Consider the following 12,856-nt stretch of genomic DNA (forward strand, 5'->3'; position numbering starts at 1 on the left):
GCGCGCCGCGGTGTTCGCTAGCGGGTGGTGCCTGGCACCTTTGGCAGAGCGCCGCCGGCCGCAGCGTTGCGGTCGGGGCGGAAGTTCGAGAAGTCGGCGCCGGGCACGTCGCGCACGGCTTCGAGCGAGGTCTCGATGGCGTACGCCTCGGAGTCCTCGGGGCCGACGAGCGGCAGACGGACGCGCGGGCTGCCGATGCGGCCGAGCCCGTGCAGGATGTACTTCGCCGCGACGGTGCCGGGCACGTGGGTCATCACGGCGCGGACGAGTGGCTCGACGCGCTTGTGCTCGGCGGTGGCGGTCGCCAGGTCGCCGCGGTTCACGGCGTCGATGATGGTGCGGTACGGCGTGCTCGTGATGTTCGCGGTGACGCCGATCAGGCCCGTCGCGCCGATCGACAGGTGCGGGAGCACGTTGGTGTCGTCGCCGGAGAAGTACATGAGGTCGGTGTTGTTGAGCACGCGGGACACCTCGGCGAAGTCGCCCTTGGCGTCCTTCACGGCGAGGATGTTCGGGTGGTGCGACGCCCGCACGATCGTCTCGTACGTGATCGGGATGCCGGTGCGCCCCGGGATGTCGTACAGGATCACCGGCAGGTCGGTGGCGTCGGCGATCATCCGGAAGTGGGTGAGCACGCCCGACTGGGTCGGCTTGTTGTAGTACGGCGTGACGATCATCACGCCGTCCGCGCCGGCCTTCTCGCTCTGCTTGTACAGGTGGATCGCGTGCGCGGTCTCGTTCGACCCGCCACCCGTGATGATCTTCGCGCGGCCCGCGGCGACGGACTTGCCGACCTCGACCAGACGGAGCTTCTCGGGGTCGGTCAGCGTGCTGGTCTCGCCCGTGGTGCCGGTGACGACGATGCCGTCGGCGCCGGCGGTGATGCAGTCGTCGATGTGCTGCTCGACGCCGGGCCAGTCGACCTCGCCGTCGGCCGTGAACGGGGTCACGAGGGCGACGAGGACCTGACCGAAGGGATTCTCACGCGGGGACACGGGCACCAGCGTACCGGGGATGCGCGCGATGGCCGCCGTCCGGGTGGACGGTCGCCTGCCTGCGGCGCGGACGGGAGGCCCGGATCACGTCCGTCCCGCCGCTCACGCCCGGGTCCCGGCCCGCGTCGCGCCCCGCCACGGCCGTCGCGCCCCGACTCACTGGGGCGCGACGCCCGCGAGCGGGCGCGAGCACAGGCGCGACGCCCGCGAGCACGGGGCACCGCGAGCCGCTGTCGTTCAGGACGCGCTGCGGCGCCACTCGAGGAAGCGGTAGCGGGTCCCCGTGCGGGACACCTGCCACGGGCCCTCGTCGGTGAGCGTCCAGCCGGCCGCCGCGCCGAGCGTCGGTGCGACGGTGTCGCCGGGCACGTCGACGTCGATGACGGTCTCGGACACCCGGTCGGCACGGTCCAGCGCTGCGGCGTAGACCTGGCCGCCGCCGATGACCCAGACGGGGCGCTCGGCACCGTCGGCACCGTCGAGCGCGGTCGCGAGGTCGTGCACCACCTCGGCCCCGTCGACGGTCCAGGACGCGTCACGGGTGAGCACCACGTTGCGCCGACCGGGCAACGGGCGGAAGCGCTCCGGCAGGGACTCCCAGGTGCGACGGCCCATGAGCACCGTGCCGTCGCCGGTGACCTGCTTGAAGTGCGCGAGGTCCTCGGGCACGTGCCAGGGCATGCCGCCGTCGGCCCCGATGACCCCGTCGGTCGACCGGGCCCAGACCATGCCGATCATCAGACGGCGACCGCGGCCTTGATCGCCGGGTGGTGGTGGTAGCCGACGACGGTGAAGTCCTCGTACTCGTAGTCGTCGATCGAGTCGCGCGGCGCGAGCTCGAGCGTCGGCAGGGCGTACGCCGTGCGGGACAGCTGCTCCTCGACCTGCTCGACGTGGTTGTCGTAGACGTGGCAGTCGCCGCCGGTCCAGACGAAGTCGCCGACCTCGAGTCCGGTCTGCGCGGCGATCATGTGGGTCAGCAGGGCGTACGACGCGATGTTGAACGGGACACCGAGGAACATGTCGGCGCTGCGCTGGTAGAGCTGGCACGAGAGCTTGCCGTCGTTGACGTAGAACTGGAAGAACGCGTGACACGGGGCGAGCGCCATGTCCGGGATGTCGGCGACGTTCCACGCCGAGACGATGAGCCGGCGGCTGTCGGGGTTCGTGCGGATCTGGTCGATGACCTGGGCGATCTGGTCGACGTGCTCGCCGGACGGGGTCGGCCACGAGCGCCACTGCACGCCGTAGACGGGGCCGAGGTCGCCGTCCTCGTCCGCCCACTCGTTCCAGATCCGGACACCGTGCTCCTGCAGCCAGGTGGCGTTGCCGTCGCCGCGCAGGAACCAGAGCAGCTCGTACGCGATCGACTTGAAGTGCACGCGCTTCGTGGACACGAGCGGGAAGCCCTTCGACAGGTCGTAGCGGAGCTGCGCGCCGAACAGGCTGCGGGTCCCGGTGCCGGTGCGGTCACCCTTCGGCGTGCCCTCGGTGAGGACCCGGCGGAGCAGGTCCTCGTACGGGGTCGGCACGGTGGGGTCGGGCTGCACGGTCTCGCTGTCGCTCACACACAGAAGCCTACGTCGGGTGAGTAGCGTGGCACGCATGGCAGACAAGGCGGAACAGCCGCTCTCGATCCTGATCGCCGGCGCGTCCGGTTTCATCGGCACCCCGCTCGTCCGCGCGTTGCGCGAGGCGGGCCACCACGTGACCACGCTCGTCCGACGCGAGCCGCACACGGCCACCGAGTTCCGGTGGGCCCCGGGTCGCCGGCCGCTCGACCCGGCCATCGTCGACGGTGCCGACGTGGTGATCAACCTGGCGGGGGCGAACATCGGCAAGCTGCCCTGGACCGCGAAGTACCGCGAGGAGATCCGGCGCTCCCGCGTCGACGCGACCGACACCCTGGTCGAGGCCATGCGGCACGCCAGCACTCCCCCGGCGCTGTTCCTGTCCGGATCGGCGTCCGGCGTGTACGGCGACCGCCCGGCGGACGTCCTGCAGGACGACGCGGCGCCCGGCACCGGGTTCCTCGCCGACGTCTGCACCGCGTGGGAATCCGCGGCGAACGCTGCCCCGGACGGCGTCCGTGTGGTGACCCTGCGCACGGGCATCGTGATCGGCGAGGGCGGCGGCGCGCTCGCACCCCTCATCCCGCTCACCCGGGCGGGGCTCGGCGGGCGCCTCGGCACCGGCGGGCAGCACTGGCCGTGGATCGCGCTCGAGGACGAGGTCGGTGCGATCGTGCACCTGGCGACGAGCCCGTCGGCGTCCGGCGTCAGCGGGCCGGTGAACCTCGCCGGTCCGGAAGCCGTCGTCGCCGACCGCATCACGAAGCGCGTCGCCGAGGACCTGCACCGGCCGTACCTGTTCCGGATCCCGGAGTTCGCACTGCGCCTGGCGCTCCAGGACGCCGCCGACGAGATGCTGCTGTCGAGTCAGCGGATGGTGCCGACGAAGCTGCTCGAGTCCGGCTACGCGTTCCGGTACACGCGTGCGGTGGACGCGGTCGACGCGGTCCTCTGACCAGGTCTCAGGCGCTCGACCGCGACAGGGCCGTCCGCATCGCGGCACGAGCACGCTTGCGGTCCCCGGCTGCGTCGTAGACGACCCCGAGCCGGTACCAGGCACGCCAGTCCGCCGGGTCCTGCTCGACGGCGGCCTTGTACTGCGGGAAGAGCTCGTCGGCGGCCTCGCGCGTCGGACGGCCGGACGGACGCACGGGCACGACGTCCTCCGGTGCACCACCCTCGGCCTCGAGCCGGGAGCCGAGCCGGGTGATCCGGATGCCGAAGCGGAACTCGAGCACGAGCAGCAGCGCCCCGATCGCCGCGACGACGAACAGGGCGACGCCGATGCCGATCCCGATCGGGATGCCGGTGGCGATGAACGCCACGGCCCGCTGCCCGACGAGCACGATGTAGAGCGCCAACAGCAGGGTCATCAGCGCTGCGCCCCAGAACGGCGACCGGATCGCGCGGCCGGCCCGCGCTGCACGTCCCACCGGGTCAGCCGATGCCGAGGACGCTGCCGAGCCCCACGGTGAGCCCGCGGGCGGATCCGAGGGCGGACAGCGCTGCACGGATCCCGGCGACGTAGGCGACGTCGTCGTTGGTGTCGTGCCGGATCGTCAGGGTCTCGCCGGGGCCGCTGAGCAGGACGTCCTGCACGGCCTTCACCCCGGGCAGCCGGAGCGAGTGGATCGGTACGCTCGCCACCTGCTGGCCGCGGGCGCGCTGGTCGACGTGCGGGGCCTCGACCGGGCCGACGTCGCGACGGGCCTCGGCGATGAGCTCGGCGGTGCGGACCGCGGTGCCGGACGGCGAGTCGATCTTGCCGGCGTGGTGCGTCTCGACGATCTCGGCGGAGGGGAACCACGGCGCCGCGATGGTGGCCAGGTGGGTGCCGAGCACCGACCCGATCGAGAAGTTCGGGACCACGAGGACACCCTGGTCGGGACGCTCCTGCAGAGCGGTGCGGAGCTTCGCGAGACGGTCGGCGGACCATCCGGACGTGCCGACGAGGACGTTCGCCCCGCTCGACAGCGCGTTCTCGACGATCGCGGGGCTGAGCGCCGGCACCGTCACGTCCACGACGAGCGCGGCACCGCCGAACACCGACGGCGGCGCTTCGTGGGCACCGTCCTTCGACGACAGGCGGGCGACGAGCTCGAACTCCGGGAGTTCCTCGACGACGGAGGCCACGAGGCCCCCGAGACGACCGGTGGCGCCGACGACGGCGACGGGAGTGACCATGCGGTCCATCCTAGGATCGACGCATGTCAGTCGAGGTCAGGACCGTGCCGGCCGATCTGCCCGAGGTCGACGTCCTGCTCGACGCGTACCTCGACGAGCGCGAGGCGACGTTCCCCAGTGCGCAGGGCGCGTACGCGCGCAAGCGCACCCCGGCGGCCGAGTTCACGCCGCCGAACGGGGTCTTCGCGGTGGCGTACGACGGCGGGGTCGCGGTCGGCTGCGGCGGCCTGCGGCGGATCCCCGACGACGGCGACGACGTCCGGTTCGAGGTCAAGCACGTCTTCGTCACCCCAGCGGGCCGGGGGAAGGGCGTGGCGACGGCGCTGATGGACGCGCTCGAACGGGAAGGCGCCGCGCTGGGCGCGACGGCCATCGTGCTGGACACGAACGACTCGCTCGTCGCCGCAGGCGCGATGTACCGCAGCCGGGGCTACGAGCGCGTCGCGCCGTTCAACGACAACCCGAATGCAACCGCCTGGTACCGCAAGCCGGTCTCCCGCTAGACGGGTTGGTCGACCGGCAGCCCGGTGCGGAGTTCCACCGGCAGGTGGGCCAGGTCGTTCAGGGCGACCACCTCGGCAGGCTTCGCGGAACGGATCCGGATGATCGTGAGCGCGGTGTGCGCGACGTTCGTGCCCATCCACCGCCACTCGGGTGCCTGGAACGCCTCGCGCACGAACCAGCCGATCACGGCGTTGTGGGTGATGAGCAGGTCGTGCCGATCCTCGCGCGCTGGGGTGAACCACTCGGAGACGGCGTCGCCCATCTGCGCCTGGCCGGCGATGATCTCCTCTTCCGTGACGCCGCCGTACCAGCCCTGGTAGGCGTGCGGCATGTCCGGGGTCGGGCCGGAGGGGACGCAGTCGAACAGCAGCGTCGAGGGTTCGGGCTGGATCGACGGCAGGCGCTGCGCGAGGAACGCGGCGGTCTCGCTGGGGGCCTCCAACGGGGAGTGGTACACGCCGTCGAACGGCAGCCCGCCGAGCCGGTCGGCGACGAGCATCGCCTGGCGCTTGCCGCGTTCCGACAGCTTGCCGTCGCGGAGGCCGTGCTCGGCGTCCTGGTGTTCGCCGTGCCGGACGAGGTACAGGTAGTGCGACATGTCCGTGCTCAGCTGCCCATCCGGATCGCTGCGGCGAGCTCGTCCTGCTGCACCGCCCCGACCACCGACGTGATCGTCGGGCGGGTCAGGAGGTCGCGGGCGAGTTCGAGCACGCCGTCGGTGGTGACCCGGTCGACACGCTCCAGTGCGGTCGCCAGGTCGGTGTACTCGCCGGTGCCGAGCTCGGACCGGCCGAGGCGGGTCATCCGGGCGTCGGAGTCCTCGAGCGAGAGCGTCAGGGCGCCTTCGATCTGACCCTTCGCGCGGCGGAGCTCGTCGTCGGTGATGCCGTCGTCCACCATGCGGCGGAACTCGGCGTCGATGATCTCGATGACCCCGGGGACGTTGTCGGGCGCACAGCCCGCGTAGACGCCGAAGGCGCCGTTGTCGAGGTAGGCGGGCGCGAAGGACGACACCGCGTAGGCGAGACCGCGTCGCTCGCGGACCTCTTGGAACAGCCGGGAGCTCATGCCCCCGCCGAGCACGGCGTTCAGGACGCTGAGGGACGGCCGGCGGTCGTCGCGCAGGTCGAGTCCTTGCGAGCCGCGCAGCATGCTGACCTGCTCCGTCGGACGGTGGACCACCGACAGCTTGGGCTCGATGGGGTCGGCGACGGTCTGCGGCGTGCGGCGCGCGAGCGGCTCGGCGTGCGGGGCGTCGTGGAACACGGCGGCGACCGCGTCGCAGAACCGGTCGTGGTCGACGGCACCGGCGGCGGTCACGACGATGCCGTTCGGTGCGTAGTGCTCGCGGTAGTGGGCCAGGACCTCGTCCCGTTGGACCGCGCGGATGCTGTCCGGGGTCCCGCCGATCGGGCGACCGAGCGGGTGACCGCCGAAGGCCGCGGCGAAGAACGCTTCACCTGCGACGTCAGCCGGGTCGTCGGCGGCCATCGCGAGTTCTTCGAGGATGACGCCGCGCTCGACGGCGAACGCCTCGGGGTCGAGCACCGAGCCGGTCACCATGTCCCCGATGACCTGCACGGCCATCGGGACGTCGGCGTCCCGCACCCGTGCGTAGTAGCAGGTGTACTCCTTGGCCGTCGCGGCGTTGTGCTCGCCGCCGACCGAGTCGAACGCGATCGCGATGTCGAGCGCCGACCGGGTCTCGGTGCCCTTGAACAGCAGGTGCTCGAGGAAGTGGGTCGATCCGAACTGGCCGTCGCGTTCGTCGCGCGAACCGACGCCGACCCAGAACCCGATGCTCGTCGAAGCGGCACCGGGCACGGCTTCGGTCAGCACACGGACACCCGACGGCAGCACGGTGCGGCGGACGAAGGCTCCTCCGGACGTCAGGAAGGACGTGTCCGGGGCCCCGAGCGGCAGTGGCACTGGCTGGTTCATCGCAGACGAGCCTACTGATGCTCCGGAGCCCACCGCCCAGTTTCAACAGGCCCGCGGACTGTCACTCGAAGAGGGGTACAGAAATTGCGGACAGACCGACTCGTCTGTCTGTCCTCCTTGTGGTACAGTCGTTCACACCGGATCGAAAGCCCCCCTAAGTTCCGATCCGGTGGCTCGGGACATCAGTCCTCGCGGCCACGAGTCCCCCCACTCGTCCGCGGAGCCGATGAACCAAGGAGCCACGCTGTGACGGTCGATTCCCCCCAACCGGCCGTCCAGCGTCTCCTCGGTCCGAGCACGAACCTCGCGTCGCCGGACGGGTCGAGCGTCCCCCCGACTCCCCGCTCCGGCGGCGCGAAGGTCCGCATCCTCGAGACGGCCACGCGACTCTTCTACGAAGAGGGCATCCACAGCGTCGGCGTCGACCGCCTCATCTCCGAGGCGAGCGTCACGAAGGCGACGTTCTACAAGCACTACGGGTCGAAGGACAACCTGATCCTCGCCTACATCCGCACGCAGCACGAGCGGGTGCAGGAACGGATGGAACAGCTCGTCACCGACGCCGGCTCCCCCGCCGCAGCGGTCCGCGCGTGGGTCGCCGCCCTCGCCGACGAGGTCAACGACCCCGACTTCCGCGGGTGCGCGTTCCTCAACGCCGCCGCCGAGTACCACGACCCCCGCGATCCCGTGCGCGAGGTGGTCGCCACCCACCGCGACTGGTACACCGACCGGCTCGCCACCCTGCTGCAGGAGTCCGGCCACCAGCTGCCCGGCGACGGCGCCGACGAGCTCATGCTCGCGCGCGACGGTGCGATGGCCGGTGCCTACGCCGGCGACGCCATCGCGGCGACGGCCGCGCTCGGTCGCGTCGTCGACCGCGTCCTCGCCGCCTGACGCTCGGCTGCCGCCGACGCACGGGAGCCGCCGACGCGGAACGACATCACCGCTGTCGTACGACGTCGGCTTTGTCGCTCCACCGCGGCCGCAACAGTTGCGGGCGCGCACGAACGACAGCCTCGACGTCGTACGACGTCGACCTCGTCGCGTCAGCCGTCGGCGCCAGCCCGGCGCGACCGCCTGAGGGACGGGAGGCCCGCGCCGGCCTGGCACCGTGCCTCCCGTCCGCACCCGCGCACCCGCGCACCCCGCGCGACCTTCCGCGCACCGAGCGCAGACCGAGGCTGCGGGTGTTGGCTGGGGACATGGCCAACGACCCCAACTGGAACCTCCCCGAGGTCCCCTCGTTCACCCTGACCAGCCCCGACTTCACCGACGGCGGCGCCCTGCCGACCTCGGCGCGCGGCACCGACGTGGGCGGTGAGGACCGCTCCCCCGCACTCGAGTGGTCCGGCGCTCCCGAGGGCACGAAGAGCTTCGTCCTCACCGTGTACGACCCCGACGCCCCGACCGGCTCGGGCTTCTGGCACTGGAGCCTGACCGACATCCCGGGCGCGGCGACCTCGCTGCCCGCCGGCGCTGGCACCGACGACGCCCTGCTGCCGGCCGAGGCACTCCGTCGCCGCAACGAGTTCGGCACCGACACGTTCCTCGGCGCCGCTCCGCCCGCCGGCCACGGCGTGCACCGCTACTTCTTCACGCTGAGCGCCCTCGACGTGCCGCTGCTCGAGGCGCCGGCCGACGCGACCCCCGCGGTCGTCGGGTTCGTGCTGCGCGAGCACCTGCTCGGCCGCGCGCAGCTCGTCGGCACGCAGGAGACCGCCGCCGCCTGATCGCGCGCCCGGCGCCGGTCCGAGTCTCGCGCTCGGCGACACTTCTCGCGCTCCGGCGCCCGAGAAGTGTCGCTCAGGCCGAGACTCGGGCCAGCGCTAGATCCGCAACGACGAACGGCCGCCGCCCCGGAAGGGACGACGGCCGTTCGTGTGCCAGGGGTGGATCAGACGGTGGCGTCCGTCGACTCCTCGCGGGCACCGCTGGAGTCGGTGTCCGACTCCTCGGCGACGACCGGCGCGAGCGACAGCTTGCCGCGGTCGTCCACCTTGGTGACCTCGACCAGGACCTTCTGGCCGACGCCAAGGACGTCCTCGACGTTCTCCACACGCTTGCCACCGGCGAGCTTGCGCACCTCGGAGACGTGGAGCAGACCGTCACGGCCCGGGAGCAGCGACACGAAGGCGCCGAACGTGGCGATCTTCACGACGGTGCCGAGGAACTGGTCCCCGATCTCCGGGTTGGTCGGGTTCGCGATCGCGTTGACCGACGCACGGGCGGCCTCGGCCGACGGTCCGTCGACGGCACCGATGTAGACGGTGCCGTTGTCCTCGATCGAGATGTCGGCACCGGTCTCGTCCTGGATGCCGTTGATCGTCTTGCCCTTCGGGCCGATCAGCTCGCCGATCTTGTCGACGGGGATCTGCACCGAGATGACGCGAGGAGCGGTGTCCGCCATCTCGTCGGGGGCGTCGATCGCCTCGTTCAGCACACCGAGGATGGCCGAGCGGGCCTCCTTGGCCTGCTTCAGCGCCGCGTCGAGCACCGTCGACGGGATGCCGTCGAGCTTGGTGTCGAGCTGGATCGCGGTGACGAACTCCGAGGTACCGGCGACCTTGAAGTCCATGTCGCCGAGGGCGTCTTCCGCACCGAGGATGTCGGTCAGCGCCGCGTAGCGGGTCTGGCCGTCGACGGTGTCGGACACCAGGCCCATCGCGATGCCCGCGACCGGGGCCTTGAGGGGCACACCGGCGTTGAGCAGCGAGAGGGTCGAGGCGCAGACGGAACCCATCGAGGTCGAGCCGTTGGAGCTGAGCGCCTCGGAGACCTGACGGATGGCGTACGGGAACTCCTCGCGCGTCGGCAGCACCGGCACGAGGGCGCGCTCGGCGAGGAAGCCGTGCCCGATCTCGCGACGCTTCGGCGAACCCACACGGCCGGTCTCACCGGTCGAGTAGGGCGGGAAGTTGTAGTGGTGCAGGTAGCGCTTCTTCGTGACGGGCGACAGCGAGTCGATCTGCTGCTCCATCTTGAGCATGTTCAGCGTGGTGACGCCGAGGATCTGCGTCTCGCCGCGCTGGAAGATCGCCGAACCGTGGACGCGCGGGATCACGGCGACCTCGGCGTCGAGCGGACGGATGTCGGCGAGGCCGCGACCGTCCATGCGGACCTGCTCGGTCAGGATGCGGCCGCGGACGACCTTCTTCGTGACCGACTTGTAGGCGGCACTGACCTGCGAGTTGGCGACCTCGGGCAGTTCGCCCGCCGACACCTTCGACGCGATGGCCTCCTTGACGCGCGACTTGAGTGCGTCGTCGGCGTCCTGGCGCTCGGTCTTGGCGGCGATCTTGTAGACGTCGCCGAGCTCGGAGAGCGCGAGGGCCTCGACGGCCGAGTAGACCTCGGGCGCGTACGGCGGGAAGACCGGGTAGTCCTGGATCTCCTTGGCGGACTGCGCGGCGAGCTTCGCCTGGGCGTCGACGAGGGACTTGAGGAACGGCTTGGCCGCCTCGAGACCCTGCGCGACGACGGCCTCGTCGGGCTTGGTGGCGCCGCCCTGGATGAGCTCCCAGCTGTGCTCGGTGGCCTCGGCCTCGACCATCATGATGGCGACGTCCTCGTTGCCCGCCTCGTCGGTGACGACACGGCCGGCGACCGTGAGGTCGAAGACGGCGTCGGCGAGCTGCGATGCCTTCGGGAACGCGACCCACTGGTCACCGATGAGCGCGAGGCGCACACCGGCGATCGGGCCGGAGAACGGCAGACCGGAGATCTGCGTCGACGCGGACGCGGCGTTGATGGCCAGCGCGTCGTAGAACTCGTCCGGAGCGATGCTCAGGACGGTGATGACGATCTGGACCTCGTTGCGCAGGCCGTCGACGAACGACGGGCGCAGCGGCCGGTCGATGAGTCGGCAGACCAGGATGGCCTCGGTCGACGGGCGGCCTTCGCGGCGGAAGAACGAGCCGGGGATCTTGCCGGCGGCGTAGGAGCGCTCCTCGACGTCGACGGTCAGCGGGAAGAAGTCGAAGCCTTCACGCGGGTGCTTGCCGGCGCTGGTGGCCGAGAGGAGCATCGTTTCCTCGTCGAGGTACGCGGCGACCGCGCCCTGCGCCTGCTGTGCGAGCCGACCGGTCTCGAACCGGACGGTGCGCTTGCCGTACTTGCCGTTGTCGATGACGGCTTCGGCGAACTTGATCTCGGGACCCTCCAAAAGGGTGCCTCCTTGATGTGTGTTCGGCAGGCCGTGGCGACGGCACTCGATGGTGCGTGCGCGCCGATCGTTCCGGACGCATGTCTGGCCAGCAGTAGAAGCACTCGGGAAACCGTTCCGGCCCGCGAGCCACCACCGATGACCAGCTCCGTGCCCGGCCTGCGCAGTGTTGTGTCGAACATCCGGGGAAACGGTCCTCGGACACGATGGACTTTACCAGTCCACAGGGAATCGGCGGCGCGGCTCGCTGACGGCCGGGCGAGCCTCGGTAGCCTGCTGCCATGCGTCTCACCCCCTCGCGGGGCGTGCTCGTCGCGGCCGCCGTGGTCGTCGGCGCGCTCGTCGCCCCGGTCCTCACCGCTGTCCCGGCGTCCGCGACGGAGTACCCGACCTGGCAGGACGTGCAGCAGGCCAAGGGGAACGAGACCGCCAAGCGCGCCGAGGTCACCAAGGTGCAGGCCGCGCTGCAGTCGGCGCAGGACGAGGCGGCGGCGAAGTCGCAGGCCGCGCTGACGGCCTCGTCGAAGGCGGACGCGGCCGAGGCGGAGTTGGCGGAGGCCACCCAGGCCGCCACGAGCCTCCAGGCCCAGGCGCAGCACGCGACGGAGACGGCGGACCGGGCCCAGGCGCGTGCCGGCCAACTGGCGGCGAACCTGTACCGCGACGGCAGCACGAACCAGATGACCACCCGGATCGCGACCTCGGGGAAGCCCGACCAGCTGCTCTACCAGCTGGGCGCGCTCGACCAGCTGTCGTCCACGTGGTCCGGCGTGATGGACGAGGCGTTCGTCGCGGCCGGCACGGCATCGTCACTGCACGAGCAGGCCGAACGCGCCGAGACCGAGCGCGCGACGCGTGCGCAGGCGGCCGAGGAACGATCCGCGGCGGCGAAGTCCGCCGAGTCCGTGGCGAACGCCGCGGTCGAGTCGACCGAGCAGCACAGCGACGAGCTGTACGCGCAGCTGGCGTCGCTCCGGGACACCACCGCCAAGCAGGCCGCCGGGTACGAGCTCGGGCAGAAGGTCGCGGCGCAGAAGGCCGAACAGCAGCGCAAGCGCGCGGCGGCCGCCGCGGCCCAGGCGGCAGCAGCCTCGGCGAGCGTCGACACCGGCAGCGGCGGCAGCAGCAGCAGCGCCAGCGGCGGCTCGGGCACCAGTTACCCGAGCACCGGCGGGGTCGTCGTGGACCCCGCGGCCGCGCAGGCCTACGCCAGGAGTGCTCTGGGGTCGTACGGCTGGGGCGACGACCAGTTCTCCTGCCTGGTGTCGCTCTGGACGCAGGAGTCCGGCTGGCGGGCGAACGCGCTGAACGCCTCGAGCGGGGCCTACGGCATCCCGCAGTCGCTGCCCGCCGACAAGATGTCGGCGGCCGGGGCGGACTGGCGGACGAACGCGAACACCCAGATCAACTGGGGACTCGCCTACATCAAGAGCGCGTACGGGTCGCCGTGCGGTGCGTGGGGCCACGAGATGAGCGTCAACCCGCACTGGTACTGAGAA

The 12,856-nt window shown here is 71.5% G+C and carries 13 protein-coding genes; 5 read left to right on the top strand and 8 right to left on the bottom strand.

Going from position 1 to position 12,856, the window contains the following annotated elements:
• Positions 1-17: 17 nt before the first annotated feature.
• From dapA to OGL88_RS05680, 3 genes are all read right to left on the bottom strand, one after another.
• Positions 18-995 (bottom strand): 4-hydroxy-tetrahydrodipicolinate synthase, encoded by a 978-nt coding sequence (dapA, locus tag OGL88_RS05670; RefSeq protein ID WP_111084638.1) that lies wholly within the window; start codon positions 993-995, stop codon positions 18-20.
• Between the two features lie 237 nt (positions 996-1,232).
• The gene (locus tag OGL88_RS05675) at positions 1,233-1,733 is read right to left on the bottom strand and encodes a dihydrofolate reductase (RefSeq protein WP_263090414.1); all 501 of its coding nucleotides are present in this window, start codon (positions 1,731-1,733) and stop codon (positions 1,233-1,235) included.
• A complete protein-coding gene (locus OGL88_RS05680; protein ID WP_111084589.1) occupies positions 1,733-2,563 on the bottom strand; it encodes a thymidylate synthase in 831 nt (276 codons plus the stop codon). The genes OGL88_RS05675 and OGL88_RS05680 overlap by 1 nt, the downstream gene beginning before the upstream one ends.
• Before the next feature lie 37 nt (positions 2,564-2,600).
• On the opposite strand from OGL88_RS05680, the gene OGL88_RS05685 reads away from it, so the two are divergent.
• Positions 2,601-3,521: a TIGR01777 family oxidoreductase gene (locus tag OGL88_RS05685; protein ID WP_263090418.1), complete on the top strand. Its 921-nt coding sequence runs from the start codon at positions 2,601-2,603 to the stop codon at positions 3,519-3,521.
• A gap of 7 nt (positions 3,522-3,528) precedes the next feature.
• On the opposite strand, the gene OGL88_RS05690 is transcribed toward OGL88_RS05685, so the two are convergent.
• Together OGL88_RS05690 and OGL88_RS05695 are read right to left on the bottom strand one after the other, a co-directional pair.
• Positions 3,529-3,999, bottom strand: a complete 471-nt coding sequence (locus tag OGL88_RS05690; RefSeq protein WP_374114422.1) for a tetratricopeptide repeat protein — start codon at positions 3,997-3,999, stop codon at positions 3,529-3,531.
• A gap of 4 nt (positions 4,000-4,003) precedes the next feature.
• A complete protein-coding gene (locus tag OGL88_RS05695) occupies positions 4,004-4,750 on the bottom strand; it encodes a 4-hydroxy-tetrahydrodipicolinate reductase (RefSeq protein ID WP_263090420.1) in 747 nt (248 codons plus the stop codon).
• Between the two features lie 23 nt (positions 4,751-4,773).
• Between OGL88_RS05695 and OGL88_RS05700 the strand changes: the two genes are divergently transcribed.
• Positions 4,774-5,253 (top strand): GNAT family N-acetyltransferase, encoded by a 480-nt coding sequence (locus OGL88_RS05700; protein WP_263090422.1) that lies wholly within the window; start codon positions 4,774-4,776, stop codon positions 5,251-5,253.
• Here the strand turns inward: OGL88_RS05700 and OGL88_RS05705 are convergent.
• Both OGL88_RS05705 and OGL88_RS05710 read right to left on the bottom strand, forming a co-directional pair.
• Entirely contained in the window at positions 5,250-5,852 is a 603-nt protein-coding gene (locus OGL88_RS05705; protein ID WP_111084585.1) for a histidine phosphatase family protein, read from the bottom strand. The genes OGL88_RS05700 and OGL88_RS05705 overlap by 4 nt on opposite strands.
• A gap of 8 nt (positions 5,853-5,860) precedes the next feature.
• Positions 5,861-7,195, bottom strand: a complete 1,335-nt coding sequence (locus tag OGL88_RS05710) for a M16 family metallopeptidase (RefSeq protein ID WP_263090426.1) — start codon at positions 7,193-7,195, stop codon at positions 5,861-5,863.
• Between the two features lie 246 nt (positions 7,196-7,441).
• Between OGL88_RS05710 and OGL88_RS05715 the strand changes: the two genes are divergently transcribed.
• Both OGL88_RS05715 and OGL88_RS05720 read left to right on the top strand, forming a co-directional pair.
• Positions 7,442-8,089, top strand: a complete 648-nt coding sequence (locus OGL88_RS05715) for a TetR/AcrR family transcriptional regulator (protein WP_263090428.1) — start codon at positions 7,442-7,444, stop codon at positions 8,087-8,089.
• Positions 8,090-8,397: 308 nt separating this feature from the next.
• The gene (locus tag OGL88_RS05720; protein WP_263090430.1) at positions 8,398-8,925 is read left to right on the top strand and encodes a YbhB/YbcL family Raf kinase inhibitor-like protein; all 528 of its coding nucleotides are present in this window, start codon (positions 8,398-8,400) and stop codon (positions 8,923-8,925) included.
• A 164-nt stretch (positions 8,926-9,089) separates the two neighbouring features.
• Here OGL88_RS05720 and OGL88_RS05725 read toward each other — a convergent pair whose 3' ends face one another.
• The gene (locus tag OGL88_RS05725) at positions 9,090-11,357 is read right to left on the bottom strand and encodes a polyribonucleotide nucleotidyltransferase (RefSeq protein ID WP_205464264.1); all 2,268 of its coding nucleotides are present in this window, start codon (positions 11,355-11,357) and stop codon (positions 9,090-9,092) included.
• Positions 11,358-11,638: 281 nt separating this feature from the next.
• On the opposite strand from OGL88_RS05725, the gene OGL88_RS05730 reads away from it, so the two are divergent.
• The gene (locus OGL88_RS05730; RefSeq protein ID WP_263090434.1) at positions 11,639-12,853 is read left to right on the top strand and encodes a coiled-coil domain-containing protein; all 1,215 of its coding nucleotides are present in this window, start codon (positions 11,639-11,641) and stop codon (positions 12,851-12,853) included.
• Positions 12,854-12,856 lie beyond the last annotated feature (3 nt).

Origin of the sequence: Curtobacterium sp. RIT-PI-V (assembly GCF_025642935.1) — a bacterium.
In the GTDB taxonomy this organism is placed as follows: Bacteria; Actinomycetota; Actinomycetes; order Actinomycetales; family Microbacteriaceae; genus Curtobacterium.